At 71.6% G+C, this 24,597-nt stretch carries 18 protein-coding genes and 1 tRNA gene; 6 read left to right on the forward strand and 13 right to left on the reverse strand.

Features of this window, described 5'->3' with window-relative positions; genetic code table 11:
* Positions 1-65: 65 nt before the first annotated feature.
* Positions 66-1,850, reverse strand: a complete 1,785-nt coding sequence (locus ACFT32_RS06995) for an FAD-dependent oxidoreductase (protein ID WP_382486602.1) — start codon at positions 1,848-1,850, stop codon at positions 66-68.
* Positions 1,851-1,971: 121 nt separating this feature from the next.
* On the opposite strand from ACFT32_RS06995, the gene ACFT32_RS07000 reads away from it, so the two are divergent.
* The gene (locus ACFT32_RS07000; protein ID WP_382486604.1) at positions 1,972-3,849 is read left to right on the forward strand and encodes a helix-turn-helix domain-containing protein; all 1,878 of its coding nucleotides are present in this window, start codon (positions 1,972-1,974) and stop codon (positions 3,847-3,849) included.
* Positions 3,850-3,901: 52 nt separating this feature from the next.
* On the opposite strand, the gene ACFT32_RS07005 is transcribed toward ACFT32_RS07000, so the two are convergent.
* Positions 3,902-3,986: transfer RNA gene (locus tag ACFT32_RS07005), tRNA-Leu, on the reverse strand.
* 142 nt (positions 3,987-4,128) lie between these two features.
* Between ACFT32_RS07005 and ACFT32_RS07010 the strand changes: the two genes are divergently transcribed.
* On the forward strand, positions 4,129-5,469 hold the full coding sequence (locus tag ACFT32_RS07010) for a DUF2254 domain-containing protein (RefSeq protein WP_382486606.1): 1,341 nt from the start codon (positions 4,129-4,131) through the stop codon (positions 5,467-5,469).
* Positions 5,470-5,487: 18 nt separating this feature from the next.
* On the opposite strand, the gene ACFT32_RS07015 is transcribed toward ACFT32_RS07010, so the two are convergent.
* From ACFT32_RS07015 to sucC, 3 genes are all read right to left on the reverse strand, one after another.
* Positions 5,488-7,029, reverse strand: a complete 1,542-nt coding sequence (locus ACFT32_RS07015; RefSeq protein WP_382486607.1) for an aldehyde dehydrogenase family protein — start codon at positions 7,027-7,029, stop codon at positions 5,488-5,490.
* 81 nt (positions 7,030-7,110) lie between these two features.
* Complete coding sequence (sucD, locus tag ACFT32_RS07020; RefSeq protein ID WP_382486609.1) at positions 7,111-7,992, reverse strand: succinate--CoA ligase subunit alpha; 882 nt, start codon at positions 7,990-7,992, stop codon at positions 7,111-7,113.
* A 14-nt stretch (positions 7,993-8,006) separates the two neighbouring features.
* Positions 8,007-9,137 carry an ADP-forming succinate--CoA ligase subunit beta gene (gene sucC, locus ACFT32_RS07025; protein WP_382486611.1) on the reverse strand — a complete coding sequence of 377 codons (1,131 nt, stop codon included), beginning with the start codon at positions 9,135-9,137 and terminating at the stop codon, positions 8,007-8,009.
* Between the two features lie 143 nt (positions 9,138-9,280).
* Between sucC and ACFT32_RS07030 the strand changes: the two genes are divergently transcribed.
* From ACFT32_RS07030 to ACFT32_RS07045, 4 genes are all read left to right on the forward strand, one after another.
* Positions 9,281-10,963: a thiamine pyrophosphate-binding protein gene (locus tag ACFT32_RS07030; protein ID WP_382486613.1), complete on the forward strand. Its 1,683-nt coding sequence runs from the start codon at positions 9,281-9,283 to the stop codon at positions 10,961-10,963.
* Positions 10,964-10,972: 9 nt separating this feature from the next.
* Positions 10,973-12,214 (forward strand): formyl-CoA transferase, encoded by a 1,242-nt coding sequence (frc, locus tag ACFT32_RS07035; protein ID WP_382486615.1) that lies wholly within the window; start codon positions 10,973-10,975, stop codon positions 12,212-12,214.
* Positions 12,215-12,218: 4 nt separating this feature from the next.
* Entirely contained in the window at positions 12,219-14,363 is a 2,145-nt protein-coding gene (locus tag ACFT32_RS07040) for an acetate--CoA ligase family protein (protein WP_382486617.1), read from the forward strand.
* Between the two features lie 120 nt (positions 14,364-14,483).
* Positions 14,484-15,872 carry an OFA family MFS transporter gene (locus tag ACFT32_RS07045; RefSeq protein WP_382486619.1) on the forward strand — a complete coding sequence of 463 codons (1,389 nt, stop codon included), beginning with the start codon at positions 14,484-14,486 and terminating at the stop codon, positions 15,870-15,872.
* A 97-nt stretch (positions 15,873-15,969) separates the two neighbouring features.
* Here the strand turns inward: ACFT32_RS07045 and ACFT32_RS07050 are convergent, their stop codons facing one another.
* From ACFT32_RS07050 to ACFT32_RS07085, 8 genes are all read right to left on the reverse strand, one after another.
* Positions 15,970-17,028, reverse strand: coding sequence for a sugar phosphate isomerase/epimerase family protein (locus tag ACFT32_RS07050; protein ID WP_382486621.1), 1,059 nt, complete (start codon positions 17,026-17,028; stop codon positions 15,970-15,972).
* Between the two features lie 82 nt (positions 17,029-17,110).
* Positions 17,111-18,550: an alkaline phosphatase family protein gene (locus ACFT32_RS07055; RefSeq protein ID WP_382486623.1), complete on the reverse strand. Its 1,440-nt coding sequence runs from the start codon at positions 18,548-18,550 to the stop codon at positions 17,111-17,113.
* Positions 18,547-19,716 carry a metabolite traffic protein EboE gene (eboE, locus tag ACFT32_RS07060; RefSeq protein WP_382486624.1) on the reverse strand — a complete coding sequence of 390 codons (1,170 nt, stop codon included), beginning with the start codon at positions 19,714-19,716 and terminating at the stop codon, positions 18,547-18,549. The genes ACFT32_RS07055 and eboE overlap by 4 nt, the downstream gene beginning before the upstream one ends.
* 3 nt (positions 19,717-19,719) lie before the next feature.
* Positions 19,720-20,640, reverse strand: coding sequence for a TatD family hydrolase (locus tag ACFT32_RS07065; protein ID WP_382486626.1), 921 nt, complete (start codon positions 20,638-20,640; stop codon positions 19,720-19,722).
* Complete coding sequence (locus ACFT32_RS07070) at positions 20,640-21,365, reverse strand: EboA domain-containing protein (RefSeq protein WP_382486628.1); 726 nt, start codon at positions 21,363-21,365, stop codon at positions 20,640-20,642. Before ACFT32_RS07070 ends, ACFT32_RS07065 begins: the two co-directional genes overlap by 1 nt.
* The gene (locus tag ACFT32_RS07075) at positions 21,362-22,333 is read right to left on the reverse strand and encodes a sugar phosphate isomerase/epimerase family protein (protein ID WP_382486630.1); all 972 of its coding nucleotides are present in this window, start codon (positions 22,331-22,333) and stop codon (positions 21,362-21,364) included. Before ACFT32_RS07075 ends, ACFT32_RS07070 begins: the two co-directional genes overlap by 4 nt.
* Positions 22,330-23,373 (reverse strand): SCO3242 family prenyltransferase, encoded by a 1,044-nt coding sequence (locus ACFT32_RS07080; protein ID WP_382486632.1) that lies wholly within the window; start codon positions 23,371-23,373, stop codon positions 22,330-22,332. The genes ACFT32_RS07075 and ACFT32_RS07080 overlap by 4 nt, the downstream gene beginning before the upstream one ends.
* Positions 23,370-24,557: an inositol-3-phosphate synthase gene (locus tag ACFT32_RS07085; RefSeq protein WP_382486634.1), complete on the reverse strand. Its 1,188-nt coding sequence runs from the start codon at positions 24,555-24,557 to the stop codon at positions 23,370-23,372. The genes ACFT32_RS07080 and ACFT32_RS07085 overlap by 4 nt, the downstream gene beginning before the upstream one ends.
* Between the last annotated feature and the right edge of the window lie 40 nt (positions 24,558-24,597).

Raw genomic sequence — 24,597 nt, forward strand, 5'->3', positions numbered from 1 at the left:
CGGCTTCTTCCCTGTTGGCGTCCGCTGCTTCCCTGATCGCGTCCGCCGCTTCCATGATGGCGCTCTCAGGCGTGACCGAGGATCCGCCGCAGCGCGTCCGCGAGCAGTTCTCCGGCGTCCGGAGCAACGGACGCGTGCCGGAAGGCGACGAAGCCGTCGGGGCGTACGAGGAGGGCGCCGGTGTCCGTGATCTCGCGCAGCCGCGCCCAGTCGCCGTACGGGTCCTCGTACTGCTGCCCGGGACCGATCACCACGGTGGCGATCTCGATGTCCTGGGTCTCGGCCGCGCGCACCCAGTCCTCTCCCCCGATGCCGGTCAGCAGCGTGAAGCGGCCCCGGCCGACCGTGTCGAGGGTGGAGAGCGTGCGGGTGCCGGAGGTGATCCAGGCGTGCGGGAGCCGGGCGCCGGGGCGGGAGGACGGCTGGTGGTGCAGCTCGGGGTCGCGGGCGAAGCCGGGGTCGGGCGTGCCGTCCGGGACGATCGCGGCGGAGCTCTCGGCGGGATAGCGCTGGTTGAGGTCGACGCCGTGCGCGTTGAACTCGTACACCTTGAAGGCGATCGCCTCGCGCAGCTCGGCCCGCTGCTTCTCGGCCGCCTCGGTGGGGTCCTTGCGGGCGGCGATGTTGGCCCAGAGCTGCTCGGGGGTCTGCGGGGAGAGCCCGTCGAGGGCCTCGAAGACCGGGGCGGTCTCGCGGATGGACTGGTTGGCGCGGGTGACGATCTGCCGCCCGACCGGGGCGCGCTCGGCGGTGTAGGAGTCGAGCAGGGCGGGTGCGGCGGCGCCGTCGAGGACGAGCTTGAGCTTCCAGGCCAGGTTGTAGGCGTCCTGGATGGAGGTGTTGGAGCCGAGGCCGTTGGACGGCGGGTGGCGGTGCACGGCGTCGCCGGCGCAGAAGACGCGGCCGTTGGCGTACCTCTCCGCGTACATCTCGTTGACCGTCCAGGCGGAGGACGACTTGACGGTCACGGGGATGTCGTCGTCGCCGACGAGCTTGCGGACGACGGATTCCGCGTACGCGGTGGTCAGATCCGGGGCGCCCGCGGTGACGTCGTAGCCCCACACGATCAGCCACTCGTTCCAGGGCCGGACGCAGCGCACCAGGCCCGCGCCGATGCCGCCGACCGTCGCGCCGGGCGCGAGGACCCAGTAGAGGGTGGACGGACGGTGGGCGGTGTACTTGGTCAGGTCCGCCTCGAAGACGATGTTGACACTGCCGGCCACGCCCATCTGGCCGCCCATCGGCAGCCCGGCGTCCGCGGCGACCTTCGACCGTCCGCCGTCGGCGCCGATCAGGTACTTGGCGCGGATCTCGTAGGTGTCCCCGCGCAGCCGGTCGCGGACGGTGGCCGTGACGCCGTCCGCGTCCTGGGTGTGGGACAGGTACTCGGTCTCGAAGCGCAGCCGGGTGCCACGGGCGACGGCCGCGTTCACGAGGACCGGCTCCATGAGGTGCTGCGGCATGTCGCACATGCGGGTGGGGCTGGCGAGTTCGTGTTCCGCCTGGACGAGCGGGTCGTTGCCCCAGGAGCGCACCCGGCCCAGTTCCTCGCCCGCCAGGCTGGTGCAGAACGTCGTGTTGCCCATCAGGTGCTGCGGGGTCGCCTGCTCGATGACCTCCTGCTCCACGCCGAGGTCGCGCAGCACCTCCATGGTGCGCTGGTTGGTGATGTGCGCGCGGGGCGTGTCGGCGAGGCTCGCGTAGCGGGTCACCACGAGGTTGGGCACGCCGTAGGTGCTCAGGGCGAGCGCGGCCGAGGCACCGGCCGGGCCGCTGCCCACGATCAGGACGTCGGTCTCGACGACGGTGGACACGGGGCGCTCCTGCGGGGGGAATCGGACTTCGGCCATTCATGATCATGGAGGGGATCGGCGGGAGACGGGTGTCTCATTACGAGACAGCGTGCGCGCCGGACGTTCCGGACACGGCAGTGGTTGTCCGTTCAACGGAACCCGATACGGTGGACATGTCGTGACCACCACAGAGCACATCCCCGCCGCCACCGCCCTCTCCTCGCTGTATGACGCCCGTGAACGCTTCCTGACGGGGCGCCCGTTGCCCGACGGCGTACCGGAGGAGATCGCCGCGGCCTGGCGACGGGCGCGGTTCTTCGGGGTGCCGCACGACTTGAAGGAGCCGGCGGCCCGTCCGGTGCGACCGCCGGAGTCGGCCCTGCTCGGCGCCGCCCGCCCGGTGCTCGAACGGATCGCCCCCGCCCTGGGCGCGGGCAGGTCGCTCCTCGTCCTCACCGACGAGCGGCTGCGCGTGCTCTGGACGACGGGGAGCGTGCCCGGGCTCGAGACGTGCCCCGTTCTGTCGGAGCAGGAGGTCGGGGACAACAGCGCGGCCCTCGCCCTGCGCACCCGGCGCCGGGCCGAGATGCACGGGCCGGAGCACTTCCTCGACCGGTGGCAGGACGTGTCCGCGGTCAGCGTCCCCGTGCGCGACCCGGAGAATGCGCAGGCGCTCGGCACGGTGACCGTGGCGTCACGGCTGAGCGCCACGCGTGCGCCCCATCCGCAGGCGGCACTCGCCGAGGCCGCCGCGGCCGCGGTCGAGACGGAACTGCGCGCGCGGGCGGGCCGGGCCGAACGGATGCTGCTGGACGCGTACCTACGGGCGTCCGGGCCGGACGGAACACGCGGCGCGGACCTGGCCGTGGTCGCCCTGGACGGCCGCAACCGGCTGGTCAGCGACGCGGCGCAGCGGTTGCTGACCCCGGAGGTGCTCGAGGCGCTGGAGCGCACGGCGGTGAGCGCACGGCGTGGGGACGGCGCGGGCGGGACGGAGGGATCCGCCTGGGAAGCCGGGCGTACCGCGCGACTCGGGGGCGGTGCGGGTGAGACGGAAGGGGCCGCCCTGCCCGCCCTGACCGCCCGGCCCGGCGGGCTCACCGGGCGGCTCGAAGACGGCGGTGTGAGCGGGGCGGGGGTGACCGAGGCAGCCGGGTACACCGCCCGGATCACCCCCGCGCGTCTGGACGACGGCACGGTCCTCGGGATCGTCGCCGTCCTGGAACCGGTCGGCGATCCCGTACCGTCGGCGCCGGCCTCGCCGCGCCCGCCCGTCACCCTGACCGGTTCCTCGGTGCCCTGGCGGCACGCCGTCGCCCGCGCGGCGGAACTGGCGCGCTCCCCGGAGCCGCTGCTGCTGACCGGTGAGCGCGGAACGGGCAAGTCCGCGCTGGCCCGGGAGTTGCTCGGCCAGGGCGCCGTCCGGATCGCCGACGCGGCGCGGGACACCGGGCTCGACGGGGCCCTGACCGCGTGGCCGGCCGACCGGCCGCTCCTGCTGCGGCACGCCGAGCGCCTCGAACAACCGGGGGTGGCCGCGCTCAACTCCCTGCTCGACACGCGCCCTGACGCCCGCGTCCTGGTCACCTACACGCCCGGCGCGCCGGTCGGCCCCTGCCTGCAGCGCCTGCTGGACAAACTGTCCGCCCGCTCGGTGACCCTGCCCCCGCTGCGGGAACGCGCCGAGGACATCCGGGAACTGCTGCCGGTCCTCGCGCCCCGGCCGGCGCCCGGACAGCCCCCGCTGACCTGGACCCTGGACGCCCTGCGCGCGCTCGAGCTGTACCCGTGGCCCGGGAACATCACCGAGCTGACCCATGTCGTCCGGGCCCTGGCGGAGCAGCGGCGGATGTCCGGCCCGGTCCGCCGGGCCGAACTCCCGGACCCGGTGCGCGAAGGTCCGGCCGCTCGGCCCCTCAGCCCCATGGAGCACGCCGAGCGCGCCGCGATCCTGGAGGCACTGCGCCGCCACGGCGGCAACAAGGCACGCGCGGCCGCCGCGCTGGGGATCGGCCGGGCGACGCTGTACCGCAAGTTGCGGGGATACCGGGAGTGAGCAAACAGCTCGGGCGGGCCGGGAGATATCCCGACCCGCCCGAGCTGGTCTGTGTCCGAGGGGGGACTTGAACCCCCACGCCCGATAAAGGGCACTAGCACCTCAAGCTAGCGCGTCTGCCATTCCGCCACCCGGACAAGGTGTCTGCCGCCTGACCAGGGGTGTTCCCCGCGGCGACATGGACAACAATACCAAGGTTTCGGAGTGCCCTTCACCTGCGTTTCCGTCCGCCTGGCGGGGGTCCGGGACCTCGCGGCCCGATACCCCTAGGGTCGCACCATGAGTGACTGGATGGTTACGCAGAGCCCGGTTCGGGGTCACCGCCCTCGTGCGCTGTCGCCGCTACGGGAGCATCTGCGGGACACGTTCTGGTTCGCTCCCACCCTGGCCATGGTGAGCGTCTTCGTGGTCTGGGCGGGGGCGCAGGCCCTCGACACGGTCATCGTCGACGCGCTCCAGGAGGACGGCGACTACGAGACGCTGGACGAGCTGCTGCGGTTCGCGGAGGACGCGAAGGCCGTCGTGACCGCGGTCGGCTCGGCGATGATGACCTTCATCGGTGTGGTCTTCAGCATCTCGCTGGTGGCCGTGCAGATGGCGAGCGGGCAGTTCACCCCGCGCGTGGTGCGGCTCTTCGTGCGCAGCCGGATCACGAAGGCGACCTTCGCGGTGTTCCTGGCGACCTTCGTGCTGACCCTGCTGGTGCTGACCTCCTTCGACACCGCCGACGACCCCCGCGCCGTGACGTCGGTGCCGCTGGTGCAGTCGGTCCTCACGCTCTGCATGGTCGCGCTGAGCCTGTTCCTCTTCGTGCTGTACGTGAACACCACCCTGCGGCTGATGCGGATCAGCCATGTCATCGCACGGATCGCCACGGAGTGCTTCCGGGTGGCCGCCTCTATGCCCGTGCCGGCGGGCGGACCCGACGGGCCCGAGCCCGCCCTCCTCGGTCCCGCGACCGCATGGGTTCCGCACGAGGGCCGGGCGGGTGTGCTGCGGGACGTGCACATCGCGCGCTTGGTGCGGGTGGCGCGCAAACACGGGGTCGTATTGCGGCAGATCCCCAGGATCGGGGACTTCGTGGTGCCCGGTACGCCCGTGCTGGCCGTCCACGGCGGGCCGGCCCCGCCGCGCGGGGCGCTGCGCTACACGGCCTCGGTCGGGGTGGAGCGGACCTACCACCAGGATCTCGGCTTCGGTTTGCGCCAGTTGTCCGACATCGCGCTGCGCGCCCTTTCGTCCGCGATCAACGATCCGACGACCGCCGTCCAGGCGCTGGACCGCATCATCCAGTTCCTGGCCTCGCTGAGCCGACGCCCGCTGGACGCCGCGCTGCACCGGGACCGGGCCGGTGCGGTGCGGCTGGTGCAGCCCGTGCCGGGGTGGACCGAGCTGGTGGATCTGGGGTTCACCGAGGTACGGGGGTGCGCCATCGGGAGCCCGCAGGTCTCCCGGCGCATGCTGGCCGGACTGGACGACCTGCTCCTTCTCGTCCCGGCGGAACGGCGGGAGCCGCTGCTGCGCCACCGCGAACTTCTCCGCCAGGCGGTCGACCAGGCCGAACCGTCCCCCTCGGACCGCGCGTTCGCCCTGCGCCCGGACCGGCAGGGCATCGGCTGAGTCCGAGGGGGTCCCTCCTCACGGCAGGAGCTGGTACTCCGGGAAGTTGCCCGGCAGCCGCTCCCCCGCCGGTCCCCGCGTCACCGCGCGCACCAGCAGCTCCCCGCCGACGAACGCGCCGCGCCAGGACGCGCCGAGGCCGCCGAAGAGCTCGTCGCGATCGCCTCGGGAGCGGGGCCGGCCGTGGCCGACCTTGAAGGCGCGGATGTGCGGGGCGAGTCGCTCATAGGTGGCCCGGTCGTCGGTGGACAGCGTGGCCACGAGCGCGCCGTTCGAGGCGTTCATCGCGGCGAGCAGCTCCGCCTCCGTGTCGACCAGGACGATGGTGTCGACCGGGCCGAACGGCTCCGCGTGGTGCAGCGGAGAGGACGAGGGCGGGTTGAGGAGCGTGACCGGCTGGACGTAGGCCGAGGTGTCCTGGCCGGGCAGGAAGCGGGCGTCGGCCGGGCTGCCTCTGTGCAGTGGCACGGCTCCGCGCTCGATCGCCTCGGCGACCTGGTCCTGGAGCTCTTTCGCCTTGGCAGCGTTGATCACCGGCCCGAAGTCCAGCTCGGCGTACGGGTCGTCGGGCTTCTCGACGGCGAGCGGGTGACCGACCCTGACGTCGCGGACCGCCGGGAGGTACGCCGCCAGGAACGCGTCGAACAGGTGCCGCTGGACGACGAAGCGCGGGTATGCCGTGCAGCGCTGCTTGCCGTAGTCGAAGAGCTTGGGGATCACCGCGGTGAGCGCGTCCCAGTCCGAGTGGTTCCAGATGCCCCAGGTGTTGAGTCCTTCCTGTTCGAGTATGTGTCGTTTGCCGAGGTCGGCGACGGCCGTGGCCACCGCGGCGCCGGTGTCGCGGCCGCCGACGAAGGAGACGCAGCCGATCTCGGGCGCCCGCAGCAGCGCCTGGGACAGCTCGCCTCCGCTGCCACTGACGAGGGTCACGGGGATCCCCTCCCGTGCGGCGAGGGCACTGGCCAGGGTCAGGCAGGCGACACCGCCGTCGGTCGGGGTCTTGGCGATGATCGCGTTGCCTGCGAGTGCCTGTACCAGTAATGCGTGAACGAGCACGCTCATCGGGTAGTTCCAGCTGGCGATGTTGGACACCGGGCCGTCCAGCGGGGCCCGGCCGGCGACCATCGGTTCGATGCCGTCGACGTACCAGCGGACCCCGTCGATGGCCCGGTCGACATCCGCCTGGGCGAGCCGCCAGGGCTTGCCGATCTCCCAGACGAGCAGGAGCGCGAGCAGCCGGCGGTGTTCGGCGAGGGCGTCGAGCGTGGCGGCGACGCGGGCCCTGCGCTCCGGCAGGGGGATGTGCCGCCAGGCTCGGTGCTGATCGAGGGCCGCGCGCACGGCCCGGCGGGCGGTGGAGCCGTCCAGGCGCGGCGGGCCGGCGATGGGGCTGCCGTCGACCGGGCTGACGGCGGGCAGGACCCTGCCGTCCGCCTGCCAGGCGGAGTTCCAGAGGTTGAGGACCCGGTCGTCGCGGAAGGCCTCGGGCGCGACGGAGAGGCAGCGCCGCCACGCGTCGGGCCAGGAGGTGCCGGGTTTGAGGGTGAGGGTGGGTGCCATGGGGTTGCTCCGCTCTCGGTGCACAGTCGGGGGCGGGGGGCAGCTTTTTCGGGGGAAGTCTTTTTTTTGGGGGGGGGACGGCTAACGGCCTTCGAGCCGCGCCGCCACGAGCTTCGCGGTCTCGGTCGGTGTGCTTCCCACGCTCACCCCGACCGCCTCCAGCGCCTCCTTCTTCGCCTGCGCGGTACCGGACGAGCCGGACACGATCGCGCCCGCGTGGCCCATGGTCTTGCCCTCGGGCGCGGTGAACCCGGCGATGTAGCCGACGACCGGCTTGGTGACGTGCTCGCGGATATAGGCCGCCGCGCGTTCCTCCGCGTCGCCGCCGATCTCGCCGATGAGGACGATCAGTTCGGTGTCGGGGTCGTCCTGGAAGGCGGCGAGGCAGTCGATGTGGGTGGTGCCGACGACCGGGTCGCCGCCGATGCCGACGCATGTGGAGAAGCCGATGTCGCGCAGCTCGTACATGAGCTGGTACGTCAGCGTGCCCGACTTGGAGACCAGGCCGATACGGCCCGGCTTGGTGATGTCGGCCGGGATGATGCCCGCGTTGGACTGGCCGGGGGTGATGAGGCCCGGGCAGTTGGGCCCGACGATGCGGGTGCCCTTCTCCCTGGCGTACGCGGTGAAGGCGACGGAGTCGTGGACGGGGATGCCCTCGGTGATGACGACCGCGAGGCCGATGCCCGCGTCGGCCGCTTCGACGACAGCCGCCTCGGCGAAGGCGGGCGGTACGAAGACGACGGTGACGTCCGCCCCGGTCGCGCGCATGCCGTCGGCGCCCGAACCGAAGACCGGCACGGCACGGTCGTCGAAGTCGACCGTGCGGCCCGCCTTGCGCGGGTTGACGCCGCCGATGACGTTGGTGCCGGCCGCGAGCATGCGCCGGGTGTGCTTCATGCCCTCGCCGCCGGTCATGCCCTGGACGAGGACCTTGCTCTCCTTGGTGAGGTAGATGGCCATGGCGTTCCCTCTCCTCAGGCCGCGGTGGCGAGTTCGGCGGCGCGGCGGGCGGCGCCGTCCATGGTGGTGACCTGCTGGACCAGCGGATGCGCGTGCTCGTCGAGGACGGCCCGGCCCCTGGCCGCGTTGTTGCCGTCGAGGCGCACGACGAGCGGCTTGGTCAGCCGGACGGTGTCCAGGGCCCGGACGATGCCGTCGGCGACGGCGTCGCAGGCGGTGATCCCGCCGAAAACATTGACGAAGACGGATTTCACGGCCGGGTCGGAGAGGATCAGCGACAGTCCGTCCGCCATGACCTGGGCGCTCGCTCCACCGCCGATGTCGAGGAAGTTGGCCGGGCGGGCGCCGCAGCCCGCGACCACGTCCAGGGTCGACATGACGAGTCCGGCGCCGTTGCCGATGATTCCGACCTCGCCGTCGAGCTTGACGTAGTTGAGGCCCTTGACGGCAGCGGCGGCCTCGAGTGCGTCGTCGTGCCCCCTTTCGTCGGCACCCCATCGCGCCTGCCGGAAGCGGGCGTTGTCGTCGAGGGTGACCTTGCCGTCGAGGGCGAGGATCTGCCCCTGCCGGGTGCGGACGAGAGGGTTCACCTCGACGAGAAGAGCGTCCTCCCGGACCATGACGTCCCACAGCCGTACGAGGACGTCGACGCACTGCGCCGGCAGCCCTGCGGCCTCGGCGATCGCGCCCGCCTTCGCCGACGTCACGCCCTCGGCGGGGTCGACGGGGATGCGCGCCACGGCCTCGGGGCGGGTGGCGGCGACCTCCTCGATGTCCATGCCGCCCTCCGCGGAGGCGATGGCGAGGAAGCGGCCGGCAGCACGGTCGAGAACGTAGGAGACGTAGAACTCCTCCTCGATGGCCACGGGTTGGGCGAGCATGACCGTGCCGACCGTGTGGCCCTTGATGTCCATGCCGAGGATCTGGCGTGCGGTCAGCTCCGCCGCTGCCGGATCGGCGGCGAGCTTCACACCGCCCGCCTTGCCGCGCCCACCGGTCTTCACCTGCGCCTTGACGACGACACGGCCGCCGAGCCTGCGCGCGATCCCACGGGCCTCCTCAGGCGAGTCGGTGACCTCGGCCCTCGGGACCAAGATGCCGTGTTCTTCGAAGAGTTCCCTTGCCTGGTGTTCGTACAGGTCCATTTCCGGCTCCTGACTGAAAGTGCCGCACGCCCCCTGGACACCACCCACCGGATGCGGGATAACAAGCTTCATACAGTATTCGTCGACTGTATGCAATGTACCGCGAGCCGTTCCAACCCCCTACGAAGGGACAGGACTTCGCCATGCCCGACGACACCCAGGACTTGATTTCCGGTGGTCATCTCGTAGCCAAGGCGCTGAAGGCCGAGGGGGTCGACCGCATCTACACGCTGTGCGGCGGCCACATCATCGACATCTACGACGGCTGCGTCGACGAGGGCATCGAGGTCGTCGACGTACGCCACGAACAGGTCGCCGCCCACGCCGCCGACGGCTACGCGCGCATCACCGGCAAGCCGGGCTGCGCGGTGGTCACCGCGGGCCCGGGAACGACCGACGCCGTCACCGGTGTCGCCAACGCCTTCCGCGCCGAGTCCCCCATGCTGCTGATCGGTGGTCAGGGAGCCCTCACCCAGCACAAGATGGGGTCCCTCCAGGACCTGCCGCACGTCGACATGATGAACCCCATCACCAAGTTCGCGGCGACCGTGCCGGACACGGCGCGCGCGGCGGACCTGGTGTCCATGGCGTTCCGCGAGTGCTTCCACGGCGCGCCCGGGCCCTCCTTCCTGGAGATCCCGCGCGATGTGCTGGACGCCAAGGTGCCCGTGGCCAAGGCCCGCGTGCCGCAGTCCGGCGCCTACCGGGCCTCGACCCGCTCGGCCGGTGACCCCGAAGCGGTCGAGAAGCTCGCCGACCTGCTGGTGCACGCCGAGAAGCCGGCCATCCTGCTCGGCAGCCAGGTGTGGACGACCCGGGGCACCGAGTCGGCCATCGAGCTGGTGCGCACCCTGAACGTCCCGGCGTACATGAACGGCGCCGGTCGCGGCACCCTCCCGCCCGGCGACCCGCACCACTTCCAGCTGTCCCGCCGGTACGCCTTCTCCAACGCCGACGTGATCGTCATCGTCGGTACGCCCTTCGACTTCCGCATGGGCTACGGCAAGCGGCTGTCGCCGGACGCGACCGTCGTGCAGATCGACCTCGACTACCGCACGGTCGGCAAGAACCGCGACATCGACCTCGGCATCGTGGGCGACGCCGGACTGGTCCTGAAGTCCGTGACCGAGGCCGCCTCCGGGCGCATCAACGGCGGTGCGTCCAAGCGCAAGGAGTGGCTGGACGAGTTGCGGGCGGCCGAGCAGACCGCTCTGGAGAAGCGGCTGCCGAGCCTGAGGTCGGACGCCTCGCCCATCCATCCGTACCGCCTGGTCAGCGAGATCAACGACTTCCTCACCGAGGACTCGATCTACATCGGCGACGGCGGCGACATCGTCACCTTCTCCGGGCAGGTCGTCCAGCCCAAGTCACCCGGGCACTGGATGGACCCCGGTCCCCTGGGCACGCTCGGCGTCGGCGTCCCCTTCGTGCTCGCGGCCAAGCAGGCGCGGCCCGACAAGGAGGTCGTCGCGCTCTTCGGCGACGGCGCGTTCTCCCTCACCGGCTGGGACTTCGAGACGCTCGTCCGCTACGACCTCCCGTTCGTCGGCATCGTCGGCAACAACTCCTCCATGAACCAGATCCGCTACGGCCAGGCCGCCAAGTACGGCAAGGACCGCGAGCGGGTCGGCAACACCCTCGGCGACGTCCACTACGACAAGTTCGCCCAACTGCTGGGCGGTTACGGCGAGGAGGTCCGCGACCCCGCCGACATCGGCCCGGCCCTGAGGCGCGCCCGCGAGTCCGGCAAGCCGTCCCTGATCAACGTCTGGGTCGACCCCGACGCGTACGCCCCCGGAACCATGAACCAGACCATGTACAAGTGAGGTGCCCCGATGACTGCTCCGTCCACCAAGGCCCTCGAAGGCATCCGCGTCCTGGACATGACCCATGTCCAGTCCGGGCCCTCCGCGACCCAGCTGCTCGCCTGGCTCGGCGCGGACGTCGTCAAGCTGGAGGCGCCGACCGGCGACATCACGCGCAAGCAGCTGCGTGATCTGCCGGACGTCGACTCCCTGTACTTCACGATGCTCAACTGCAACAAGCGGAGCATCACCCTCAACACCAAGACCGAACGCGGCAAGGAGATCCTCACCGAGCTGATCCGGCGCTCCGACGTCATGGTCGAGAACTTCGGACCGGGCGCGGTCGACCGGATGGGCTTCACCTGGGACCGCATCCAGGAGATCAATCCACGGATCGTCTATGCCTCCATCAAGGGGTTCGGCGAGGGCCCGTACACCGACTTCAAGGCGTACGAGGTCGTCGCGCAGGCCATGGGCGGGTCGATGTCGACCACCGGTTTCGAGGACGGGCCGCCGCTGGCGACGGGAGCCCAGATCGGGGACTCGGGGACGGGGGTGCACGCCGTGGCGGGGATTCTCGCGGCGCTGTACCAGCGGGAGAACACCGGGCGTGGTCAGCGGGTCAACGTGGCCATGCAGCATGCCGTCCTCAACCTCTGCCGGGTGAAGCTGAGGGATCAGCAGCGGCTGGCACATGGCCCGCTCCGTGAATATCCCAACGAGGACTTCGGCGACGAGGTTCCCAGGTCCGGAAACGCGTCCGGCGGCGGCCAGCCCGGCTGGGCGGTCAAGTGCGCGCCGGGCGGCCCGAACGACTACGTGTACGTCATCGTGCAGCCCGTCGGCTGGCAGCCGATCAGCGAGCTCATCGGCCGGCCCGAACTGGCCGACGACCCCGAATGGGCGACGCCCGAGGCGCGGCTGCCCAAGCTGAACAAGATGTTCCAGCTGATCGAGGAGTGGTCCTCGACGCTGCCCAAGTGGGAGGTGCTGGAGCGGCTCAACGCGCACAACATCCCGTGCGGGCCGATCCTGTCCACCCGGGAGATCATCGAGGACCGGTCGCTGGTCGCCAACGAGATGGTCGTCACCGTCCCGCACCCGCAGCGGGGCGAGTTCGTGACCGTCGGCAGCCCGCTCAAGCTGTCCGACTCCCCCGTCGAGGTGACCGGTTCACCGCTGCTCGGCGAGCACAACGAAGAGGTCTACGTCGGCGAACTCGGTCTCGGTGACGAGGAAGTGCGCCTGCTCAAGTCGAACGGAGTGATCTGACGTGATGGCAGAAGACCGCCTCCTGCGGGTGCGCGGCCTCCTCGACTCGGTGCGTGCCGAGGGGCGGACCGCGCTGACCGCGCCCGAGGGCAAGGTGATCGCCGACGCGTACGGGATCGCCGTACCGGGCGAGGAGCTGGCGACCGACGTCGAGGAGGCCGTCGCGTACGCGGCGCGCTTCGGCGGGCCCGTCGTGATGAAGATCGTCTCGCCGGACATCCTGCACAAGACCGACGCCGGCGGGGTGATCGTCGGCGTCGAGGGATCCGCGGACGTACGGGCCGCGTTCCACACCATCGTCGACAACGCGCGCGCCTACGACGCCGATGCGCGCATCGACGGGGTGCAGGTGCAGGAGCTGCTGCCGAAGGGGCAGGAGGTCATCGTCGGCGCGGTCACCGACCCGACGTTCGGGAAGGTGGTCGCCTTCGGACTCGGCGGGGTGCTCGTCGAGGTCCTGAAGGACGTCACCTTCCGGCTCGCCCCGGTGGACGCCGACGAGGCGCTGTCGATGCTGGACTCGATCCGCTCGGCGGAGATCCTGCGCGGGGTGCGCGGCCAGGCGGGCGTGGACCGGTGGGCCGTGGCCGAGCAGATCCGCCGGGTGTCCGAACTCGTCGCGGACTTCCCGGAGATCGCCGAGGTGGACCTCAATCCGGTGATCGCGACGGCGGAGGGGGCCGTCGCGGCCGACATCCGGGTGATCCTCGCCGAGTCGCAGCCCCCGCCGCGCCGGCGGTACTCGCGGGACGAGATCCTCGCGTCCATGCGCCGGCTGATGCAGCCGAGCTCGGTCGCCGTGATCGGTGCCTCCAACGAGCAGGGCAAGATCGGCAACTCGGTGATGCGCAACCTCGTCGACGGGGGCTTCGCCGGGGACATCCACCCGGTGAATCCCAAGGCCGATGACATCCTGGGCCGCAAGGCGTACAAGAGTGTCACGGACGTTCCCGGTGAGGTGGATGTGGCGGTCTTCGCGATCCCCGCCAAGTTCGTGGCCTCGGCCCTGGAGGAGGTGGGACGCAAGAAGATCCCGAACGCCGTGCTGATCCCCTCCGGCTTCGCCGAGACCGGCGAACACGGACTCCAGGCGGAGATCGTGGAGATCGCCGAGCGGCACGGAGTACGGCTGCTGGGTCCGAACATCTACGGCTACTACTCCACCTGGCAGGACCTCTGCGCCACGTTCTGCACGCCGTACGACGTCAAGGGCGGGGTCGCGCTGACCTCGCAGTCGGGCGGCATCGGGATGGCCATCCTGGGCTTCGCGCGCACCACCAAGACGGGCGTGTCGGCGATCGTCGGACTCGGCAACAAGTCGGACCTGGACGAGGACGACCTGCTGACCTGGTTCGGGGAGGACCCCAACACCCAGTGCATCGCGATGCACCTGGAGGACCTCAAGGACGGGCGCGCCTTCGTGGAGGCCGCGCGGGCGACCGTGCCGAAGAAGCCGGTGGTCGTGCTGAAGGCGGGACGTACGGCGGCGGGCGCGAAGGCGGCCGGTTCGCACACCGGTGCCCTGGCGGGCGACGACGCCGTGTACGACGACATCCTGCGGCAGGCCGGGGTCATCCGGGCACCGGGGCTGAACGAGATGCTGGAGTACGCGCGCGCGTTGCCGGTGCTTCCCGCCCCTCAAGGCGGCAACGTCGTGATCATCACGGGGGCCGGGGGCAGCGGCGTGCTGCTCTCGGACGCGGTGACGGACAACGGCCTGTCGCTGATGGAGATCCCGCCCGATCTGGACGAGGCGTTCCGGAAGTTCATCCCGCCCTTCGGGGCCGCCGGCAACCCGGTGGACATCACCGGGGGCGAGCCGCCGTCGACGTACGAGGCGACGATCCGGCTGGGGATGGAGGACCCGCGCATCCACGCGCTCGTCCTCGGCTACTGGCACACCATCGTCACCCCTCCGATGGTCTTCGCGGAGCTCACCGCGCGCGTGGTGGCCGAGTTCCGGGAGCGCGGGATCGAGAAGCCGGTGGTGGCGTCGCTGGCGGGCGACGTGGAGGTCGAGGAGGCCTGCCAGTACCTCTTCGAGCGCGGGGTCGTGGCGTACCCGTACACGACCGAGAAGCCGGTGGCCGTGCTCGGCGCCAAGTACCGCTGGGCGCGGGAGGCGGGTGTGCTGGGGGGCGGTACATGAGGTGAGGGAGCGGGGGCCGGCCGACGGTGCGCGTCGGCCGGCCCCGGGACCCGTACGCGCACGAAAGGCATGGGACAGGGGGCGCTGGCCAGATCTTTCGACGCAAGGGGTGCAATCCACGTGACAACCACCGACGTTCCACGGGTCGCCGCCTATCGCGAGGTGACCGACAAGAACGGACGCGTCTATCGCATCGGCGAGTCCGACATCGACATCATGGGGCGCAAGCGCAAGTGGATGGTGATCCTGCCCTGGATCGGCATGATGGGCATCTCCTCCGCCGAGTACGCGTTCGCGTCCGCAGAGGACACCCTGCACACGGCGCACAGCTGGAACAGCATGCACATCTTCTGGATGATGACCGTCTGGGTCTTCTTCCAGGCCGCGGTGGCCTTCCCCGCGGGCAAGCTGCGTGAGAGCGGAAAACTGCTGGCCCGCTGGGCGATGATGTGCGGCGCGACGGGCACCTTGCTCGGCTATCTGTCGCTGGCCTTCGCACCGCACGTCGTCTTCGCCTACATCGGCTTCAGCATGTTCAGCGGCATGGGCGCGGGCATGGTGTACGCCACCTGCGTCAACATGGTGGGCAAGTGGTATCCGGAGCGCAAGGGCGGCAAGACCGGCTTCGTCAACGGCGGATTCGCCTACGGCTCGGTGCCCTTCGTCTTCATCTTCAACGGCTACATGGACCTGACCAACTTCCGTTGGGTGCTGGTCTCGGTGGGTGTGTTCCTGGCCGGAATCGTCGCGTTCTCCGGCTACTTCTTCAGGGACCCGCCGAAGAACTGGTGGCCCGCCGCGATCGACCCGCTCAACCCGCCGAAGGACCCGCGTGCGGCGCGCTCCATGCGGATGAACCCGCCGGCGGTCCGCCAGTACTCCCCCAAGGAGGCGTGGAAGACCGGCCGGGTGGCCCTGATGTGGTTCTGTCTGGCGTGCACGTCCGGCGTGAACATCTTCGGTATCGCGTTCCAGGTGGACATCGGCGAGGAGGCCGGCTTCGCGGGCGGGATCGTGGCCACGGCCATGTCCCTCAAGGCGATCGTCAACGGTACCGGCCGTGGCGTCATCGGCTGGCTCTCCGACCTCTACGGCCGCAAGCGGTGCCTGCTCGCCGTGTGTGTCATCCTGGGCCTGGCCCAGTTCGGCATCCTCTGGTCGGCGGACAGCAAGAACCTGACGCTGTTCCTGGTCTTCTCCGCGATATCCGGCTTCGGCGGCGGCGCGATCTTCCCGATGTTCGCGGCCCTCACCGCGGACTACTTCGGCGAGAACAACAACGCGTCCAACTACGGCATGGTCTACAGCGCCAAGCTCGTCTCCGGTCTGGGCGCGGGTATGGGTGCCGTGGTCGTCGGCGCCTGGGGACACTCCGGTGCCTTCGTCCTGGCCGGCTCGATCTCGCTCTTCGCCGGCTGCGTGGCACTGTTCCTCACCCCGCCGGGACGCGACAAGGAAGAGAGCCGCATCGTTCCCAATCCACAGCCGCTCGGCGAGGACACGGCCTGATCGTGACGCGCCCGGACAGGGCTCGTGGGCTGACCGTCCCACGTGTGAGGAGGCCCCTCCCCGGTACGGGAGGGGCCTCCTCATGCCGGTACTGCCCTCAGCACTTCTCCCTCAGGGAGTGCAGGTGCGCGCTGGAGCGGCGCGCGAAGGTGAAGGACTCGGCCGGGTTGTCGTGCTCGGCCTGCCAGTGGTGGGCCATGCGGTGGCCGCGCAGCCGGGTGACGGCGGAGATGAACCGCTGGTAGTCGATGTCGCCGTCGCCGACGTCGGTCATGTTGTAGCCGTACGGGTTCGACGGGTCGCTCTCGCCGTCCTTCACGTGGAACAGCGGGTAGCGGTCGGGCCGCTTGAGGACGTAGTCCAGCGGTTCGAACGGCGCGGGCTTGCCGTCGGGCCGCTTGGAGAAGCGGAACTGGCCGACGTACGCCCAGTAGATGTCCATCTCCAGGTAGACGAGGTCCGGGTCGGTCTCCTTGAGCAGGATGTCGTAGAGGCGGACCTTGGGGTTGTCGGTGGCGAAGGAGAACTCCTCGGAGTGGTTGTGCTGGTAGAACTTCATGCCCCGGGCCTTCGCCGCGGCGCCGTAGGTGTTGAACTCCTCGGCCGCGCGCTTCCAGGCGTCGACGGTGGAGCCGTAGCGGAACGGGCCCGAGGCCGTGCCGATGTGCTTGAGGCCGAGGGCCTGGGCGTCGTCGAGGACCTTGGTGAGGTTCTGGGCGAAGGTGTAGGCGTTCGGGTCGTTGGAGTAGTAGCCGACGTGGCTGCCGATGGGGTTCAGGCCGTGGTTCCGTGCCAGCCGCTTGAGCTGGGCGAGCGTGATGGCGCCCGCGGAGCCCTGGGTGTAGCCGGCGAACTCGACCTCGTCGTAGCCGTACCTCTCCAGTTCGGCGAAGACGGGTCCGAAGCCGAGGGTGGAGACCTTGTCGCGCAGGCTGTAGAGCTGGATGCCGAGGCGGCCGGGCGGCAGCACGGGGCGGCCTCGGCCCTTGGCGCCGGACGCGGTGCCGGTGGCACCCGTGGTGTTGCCGGTGGCGGCGGTCGCGGGGGCAGCGGCGCCGAGCAGGGCGGCGGCGGTGGCGCCTGCGGCGACGCCGAGCATGCCGCGTCTGCTGAGGCGGTGGTTGAGCTCGGGATCGGGCTGGGAGAAGCGGCTCATGCGTGGAACTCCTCGTGATCGCGGGGCGTTGTCAGTGGTGAGTGCTTCACTTGTGACCAGTCGGATACTGAGGGTGACGACCTCAGGTGAGACCGGCGAGTCGGAGCAGCAGTGACTTCACATCGGTGGCCGCGACGCGGTCGCCGACAGCGCGGGGGGTGGAGCAGATGAGGAGCGGACCGTCGTCGTCGCTCGCCGGAAGGCGGCCGTGGCTGCCGCGAATAGGTGAGGGGTCGAGGGGCACGACCGCCATGCGGTAGCGCATGCCGAGTTTCTTGCGCGCCAGTGCGGTGGCCGCCTTGACCTTGACGTAGGGGTCGAGGGGATCCATGAAGAGTTCGACCGGGTCGTAGCCGGGTTTGCGGTGGATCTCGACGAGTGGCGCGAAGTCGGGCGCGTGGGCGTCGTCGAGCCAGTAGTAGTACGTGAACCAGGCGTCGGGTTCCGCGACGGCGACGAGTTCGCCCGCGCGCGGATGGTCGAGGTGGTGGGCCTTCTTGCCCTCGTCGTCGAGGAGCTGGCCGAGGCCGGGCAGACCGTCGAGGGCTGCCCGGGTGGCGTCGAGGTCCTCGGGGCGGCGCACATAGACGTGGGCGATCTGGTGGTCGGCGACCGCGAAGGCACGGGACGCCATCGGGTCGAGGTACTCCATGCCGTCCTGGGTGTGCACTTCCAGCAGTCCGGCACGGCGCAGGGCCCGGTTGATGTCGACGGGCCGGCTCACGCGGGTGATGCCGTACTCGGACAGCGCGACGACCGTGCGGCCCTCGGCGCGGGCGTCGTCCAGGAGCGGGGCCAGGGCGGCGTCCAGGTCGGCGGCCGCCTTCAGGGAGCGCGGGTCGTCGGGGCCGAAGCGCTGCAGGTCGTAGTCGAGGTGAGGGAGGTAGCAGAGCGTCAGATCGGGGTGCCGGGTGCGGATGATGTGGCGGGTGGCGTCGATGATCCACCGGCTGGAGACGAGGTCGGCTCCGGGGCCCCAGAAGTGGAAGAGGGGGAACGTGCCGAGCTTTTCGGTGAGTTCGTCGTGCAGCGCGGCAGGCCGGGTGTAGCAGTCGGGTTCCTTGCGGCCGTCGGCGTAGTAGACCGGGCGGGGGGTGACGGTGAAGTCGGTGTCGGCGCCCATGGCGTACCACCAGCAGATGTTCGCGACGGTGTAGCCGGGGTGGGCGCGGCGGGCGGCGTCCCAGAGCTTGTCGCCGGCCACGAGCCCGTTGTGCTGGCGCCACAGGAGGACGTCGCCGAGTTCGCGGAAGTACCAGCCGTTGCCGACGATGCCGTGCTCCGAGGGCATGGTGCCGGTGAGGAAGGTGGACTGGGCGGCGCAGGTGACGGCGGGCAGGACGGTGCCCAGCGGGGCTCGGGAGCCGGACTGTCCGAGCGCCTTGAGACGGGGCATGTGGTCGAGGAGCCGGGGGGTGAGGCCGACGACGTCGAGGACGAGGAGGGGTGTGGGGCCTGCCGGGGCCGGGTGGGTGCCCGGGGCGGAAGGGGCGGTGCCTGGGGCGGAAGCGTGGGTGCTCACGGCAGCTCCTTCAGGCCGAGGTCCGTCAGCAGGTCGCGGGCGAGGGTGAGTTCGGCGGCGATGCCCTCGGCGAGCTGGCTGCGGCCCCGGGGGCGCAGCTCGGGCGGGAGGGCCTGCCAGGTGTAGGTCTCCACCTCCAGGTGGCGGGTGAGCGGGGCCGGGCCGCCGACGAGCCGGGTCAGTGCGTTCTTCAGGACCGGGAGTGTGGAGGTGAGGGGCGCGGCCGGGGGCGCGTGCAGGGGGACGTGGAAGTGGGCGCGCCAGGGTGCGCCGTCGGGCAGGGCGTGGCCCGCGAGGGCCTCGTCGAGGTCGTCGGTGGCGCGCAGGCCGGCGGCGGTGGCGGTACGGGTCTGGTGCAGGAAGCGGGGTTCGGCGAACGCGGCGAGGGCGTCGCGGACCTCCGGCAGATGGGGGTGTTCGGCGTGCAGGGCGGCCGAGAGCTGGGACTTGACGACGGGGACACGGGCCTCGGTGAGGGCGTCCAGGGCGGTGTCCGGATCTTCGAAGGAGGTGGCTAGATGGCAGGTGTCGACACAGATGCCGATGCGGTCGTGGCCGATCGCGGTGAGCGGGGCGATGGCGTCGCGGGTGGTCTCGACGACGCAGCCGGGTTCCGGTTCCAGGCCCACGCGGATGGAGCGGCCGGTCAGTTCCTCGATGACGTCGAGGCGTTCGGCGAGGGTGCGCAGAGCGGTGCGGGCGGTCTCGGCGCGCTCGTCGTCGTACGCGGTGCGCCAGGCGAGGGGCAGGGTCGAGATGGTGCCCTCGGCCACGTCGTCGGGGAGGAGCCCTGCGAGGACCCGGGCCAGGGCGCTGGTGTGGTCGAGGCGTTCCGGGTCGGCCCAGTCCGGCTTGTAGACGCGGTACTTGACCTCCTCGGCGCCGAAGCCCTCGTAGGGGAAGCCGTTGAGGGTGACGACTTCGAGGCCGCGCCGGTCGAGTTCGGTGCGCAGGCCGCGCAGCGCGGACGGGTCGGTGACGAGGGCGTGGGCGGCGTCCTTGGCGAGCCACAGCCCGATGCCGAGCCGGTCGCGGCCCAGGCGGCGGCGGACGGGCTCGCAGTGGTCGCGGAGCTGGGCGAGGACCCCGTCGAGGGTTTCGGCGGGGTGGACGTTGGTGCAGTAAGCGAGGTGGACGGTGGAACCGTCGGGGTGGCGGAAGCGCATGGTTCACGCCTCCGCGACGGGGACGCGAGCCGGCTCGTCGCCCTCTCCCGGGCCGTGATCCGGCTCGTGCGGATCCTTCGGGGCGCCGCGGAGGATGGAGTTGCCCTCGTGCGTGGCCTCGGTGCCGTTGAGGTCGAGGTTCAGGCGGCCGCTGAGCCCGTAGAAGGCGACGGGGTTGCGCCACAGCACCCGGTCGACATCGTCCTCGTCGAAGCCCTCGGCCAGCATCAGGTCGCCGACCTTGCGGGTCTTGAGGGGGTCGCTCCTCCCCCAGTCGGCGGCGGAGTTCACCAGGACCTGCTCGGTGCCGTAGGCGCGCAGGATCGCGACCATCCGTTCCTCGTCCATCTTGGTGTCCGGATAGACGGAGAAGCCCAGCCAGCAGCCGCTGTCCTTGGCCTCCTTGACGGTGGTCTCGTTGAGGTGGTCGACCAGGACGCGCTCCGGGGGCAGGGCGGACTCCCGGACGGCGTCGAGGGTGCGGCGCAGACCGGCGAGCTTGTCGCGGTGCGGGGTGTGCACCAGGGCGGGCAGGCCGTGGTCGGCGGCGAGCTGGAGCTGTGTGGCGAGGGCGGTGTCCTCGGCGGGGGTCATGGAGTCATAGCCGATCTCGCCGACGGCCACGACGTTGTCCTTGACGAGATACCGGGGCAGTTCGTCGAGGACGGGCACACAGCGCGGGTCGTTCGCCTCCTTGGGGTTGAGGGCGATCGTGCAGTGGTGGGCGATGCCGTACTGGGCGGCGCGGAAGGGTTCCCAGCCGAGCAGGGCGTCGAAGTAGTCGCGGAAGGAGGCGGGCGAGGTGCGGGGCTGGCCGAGCCAGAAGGAGGGCTCGACGAGGGCGCGGACGCCGGCGGCGTACATGGCCTCGTAGTCGTCGGTGGTCCGGGAGGTCATGTGGATGTGGGGGTCGAAGATGCGCATCAGGACTCCTTGCCGTGGGGGTGGTCCGTGCCGGGGGCCGGGGTCACGGACTCGGTCAGGTCCAGGACGCGGGACAGGTCCTCGGGGACGGTGCGGCCTGCGGCCGTGCGTTCGGCGGCGTAGTCGCCCAGCATGCGGGCGAGTTCGCCGTCGCCGTGGGCGCGCCGGGGCAGGTCGGCCACATGCTCGACGGGGACGCCGGTGAACAGGCACTTCAGCACGGCGTGGCGCCAGTCGTGGGGGGCCAGGTGCCGGGCGGCGTACGGGCCGACGGCTGCGGTGAGGAGCCGGGTGTCGTTGGTGCGCAGGGCGTCCTCGACGAGAGGGAGGGCGCCGGGGCCGGAGACGAGGTGGGGCAGGGCGTGCAGGACGGCGCGGCGTTCGTCGGCGGTGCCCTGGAAGTACACCCGGGTCAGGGCATCGGTGCCGGCACGGGCCGCGTGGAGGATGAGCACCCGGGCGGCGTCGGCGTGCGCGGCACCGCAGCGGCGGCCGGCCTCGGCGAGACGCAGCTCCCAGGGGGAGATCGGCCCGTGGATGCCGGGGTGTGCGGCGGCCTCGTCGAGGGCGTGCTCGAGCCAGGACCGGGCTTCGGGGGCGAGGTGGGTGGTGAGGTGGCGACGGAGGTCGGCGGGCGAGGGGGTGAGGGCGGTGCCGGGACCGGGTTGGCCGGTGTGGGTGGTGCTCTCGGTTCTCGCCGCCGGTGTGGCGCGGGGCTGGGTCATGGGGTGCTGCTCCCTTCAGGGGTGGCGGAGGGAGCGCCGTGGGGTGGCGCGGCCTGCTGGAGGGCCGGAGCGGGGGACTGCGGCACGGTGGCCGCGACCTGCTCGGCGTGGCGGAGGAACGGGAGGGAGTGTGCGGCGAAGTGAGGGCCCGCGTGGGAGTGGCGGGGCAGTTCGACGACGGTCAGGCCCTGGTATCCGGTGGCGGCGAGGGCCGCCAGGAGCGGCGGGAAGTCGATCTCCCCGTCTCCGAAGGGGAGGTGCTCGTGGACGCCGCGCCGCATGTCCTCGATCTGGACATGGCGCAGCCAGGGGGCGGCGGCGCGCACGCAGTCGGCGGGAGAAAGGGGTTCGAGGCACTGGCAGTGGCCGAGGTCGAGAGTGAGGCCGAGCGGCTCGGGATCGCCGAGCGTGCGGCGGAGGTGGTGGAAGTCGGCCAGGGTGGCGAGGAGGTGGCCCGGTTCGGGTTCGACGGCGAGCGGGACGCCGGCGGAGGCGGCGGCGTCCAGGACGGGCGTGAGGGTCTCGGCGAGACGCTTCCAGGCGGTGTCCGTGTCGGTGCCGTCCGGGAGGACGCCGCTGAAGCAGTGGACCGCGTGGGCTCCGAGGTCGGCCGCGACCCGCACGGCACGGACGAGGAGTCCGGCCCGGCGCGCCCGGTCATCGGGGTCCGGGTCCAGCAGGGAGGGGCCGTGCTTGCGGCGCGGGTCGAGCACATAGCGGGCGCCCGTCTCCACCGTGACGCCCAGCCCGAGTGCGTCCAGCCGCCGCGCGACCCGTCGGGTGCGGGTGGCGAGGCCGGGGGCGAGCGGGTCGAGATGCATGTGGTCGAGGGTCAGACCGACGCCGTCGTAGCCGAGATCGGCGAGGAGGGAGAGCGCGTCGTCGAGCCGGAGGTCGGCGAGACCGTTGGTGCCGTAGCCGAAGCGGAGGGGCTGGAGCGGAACGAGAGGAGAGGTCTCCGGAGTCACGTCACACTCACCTTCTTCGCGAACCTCGCCCCCAGCGGGGCCAGGGCCGCGATGACGAGGGCCGTGGCCGTGCCCTTGGAGCGGGCGGTCAGGGCGGCCTGGAGGGGGATCGTGGCGCGGACGCCGGCGCCGACGGCTCGTTGGGTGAGCGGAGGTGAGGGGTTGAGCGTGGCGTGGAAGTAGGGACGGGCGGTGGCCGCGACGTAGGCGGCCGCGAGAGCGGTGGTGAGGTGTGCCGCGGGACTCCGGCCGGGCACAGGTCCTCGAGGCCGAGTCGCCCGTGGCCCGGGATGGCCATGAGCGGTTGCTTCTCGTTGTTCTGCGGGCCGGTGCGTCACCACACGGGTCAGCAGGGCGGTCGTCGCGAGCGCCGCCAGAGGGGCCAGAGGCGAACCGCCCTGGGCTTCCTGGCGGGAGACCGTCGTGACGGCCAGCGTGTGGGTGCCGAGGAGGGCCGCTGAGGGGAGTGCCGGACGGGTGCGGCCGGTCGTCGCGGCGGCTCCCAGGAGCAGGTCGAGTCCACGTGCGGCGGCCATGGCCACGGGGCCCGCGGGTGTGTGCTTCAGGCCGAGGTCGTAGGCCCAGACGGTAGCCGCGAGGGGAGCGGCGACGGCCAGGGCGGGGCGGCCGGCGCCGGCGGCCAGGGCCAGTCCGGCACCGGTGAGGGCGCAGGCCGCCGTGAGCGCGGCGGCCGGGTGGACGCGGCCCGAGGGCAGGGGGCGGTGCGGGCGTTCGACGGCATCGACGTCGCGGTCCGCCCAGTCGTTGAGGGCCATGCCGGCCTCGTAGAGGCAGAGGGAGGAGCCGATGGCGAGCAGGGTGCGGGCGTTGGGCGCCGCGCCGGTCGCGGCCGTGCCGGCCAGGGCGTCGCCCGGGACGCTGAACAGGGCGGGCAGACGGAGAAGTTCGGCCCAGGCACGTCCGCGTCCGCGCTGTGACCGGCCGGTGCATGCGCAGGGGGCCGTGTCGCCGGCGCCGCCTTGCGGAGCGGCTGTCGACGCGCCCTCAAGGCAATCGCAAGAGCTTTCGCGTGGCGTCACAGAGCATCCCCCGTGTCGTCAAGGCGCTCCACCGACCCCACGTCCTGGCGGCCCTCTTCACCGGCAGGCCCCAGGCGCCGCCCGAACCGGAGCAGTTCCGCGTACTGCTCGGCAAGACCGGACGGTCCGTCCCCGACGGGGTCCTTGAAGTAGAAGCCGAGGGCGTCGAGCGGACCGGACAGCCCTGCTTCGTGGGCGCGGGCCGTGAGCCGGGCAAGGTCCAGCACCAGGGGTGCGGCGAGTGCCGAGTCGCAGCCCTGCCAGATGGTCTGGAGGATCATGCGGGTGCCGAGGAAGCCGTCGAAGGCGATGTGGTCCCAGGCCGTCTTCCAGTCGCCGAGGGCCGGGACGTCGTCGATGTGCACCTCGCCCTCGGGGACGGTGCCGAGGGTGTCGGCCAGGACGCGTTCCTTGCCCGCGTTCTTCGCCGCGGCGGCGGCCGGGTCGGCGAGGGCGGCGCCGTCGCCACCGCCGAGCAGGTTCGTTCCGGACCAGGCCCGGACCGTCAACGCCCGCTGCGCGAACATCGGGCCGAGCACGGCCCGCAGGAGGGTCTGTCCGGTCTTGCCGTCCCGGCCGGCGTACGGCAAACCGCTCCGCTCGGACTCGCGGGCGGCGGCGGGGTGGTGCATGCCTTCGGAGGGGGTGAAGTTGACGTAGGGGCAGCCCGCGCGCAGGGCTGCCAGCGCGTACAGGGTGCTGGCCGGCAGCGGGGCGTCAGGCCCCTGGGACGCGGGTTCGGTGGAGGCGACGTTGACCACCACGGCCCGCGCCAGTTCATGGCGGTGCATGAAGTCGTGTATGTCGTCGGCGAAGGCCGTGATCAGTGCGGTCTCGCTCCTGGTGTCCCCCGGGGTGGGGCCACCGGGCCTGATCTCCCGGTCGGCGGCCTCCAGTTCGGCGGCGACGGCGGAGGCGACGCCCGGCGGGAGGACACCGCCGGCGGTCAGGGACTCGGCGCGCTTGGGCAGGGGGCAGTCGAGGGTGTCGTGGCCGCCGAAGACGAGATCGGACAGGGCGGGCAGGGCGCTGCCGGTGAACGCCGGGGTCTCGGTGACCATGCCGGTGGGCGGGTGCAGTCCCGCGGTGATGGCGGCGCACCCCGTGACGACGGTGGTGGCGACGGAGCCTCGGGCTCCGATCAGCCACACCCCCACACGCGGTCGGGAGAGGGACGCGGACATAGGCAGCCTCCTGATCGTGCGCGGACCCGGGCGAAGGGAG

It is taken from the genome of Streptomyces sp. NPDC057002 (assembly GCF_042673825.1).
Lineage (GTDB): Bacteria > Actinomycetota > Actinomycetes > Streptomycetales > Streptomycetaceae > Streptomyces.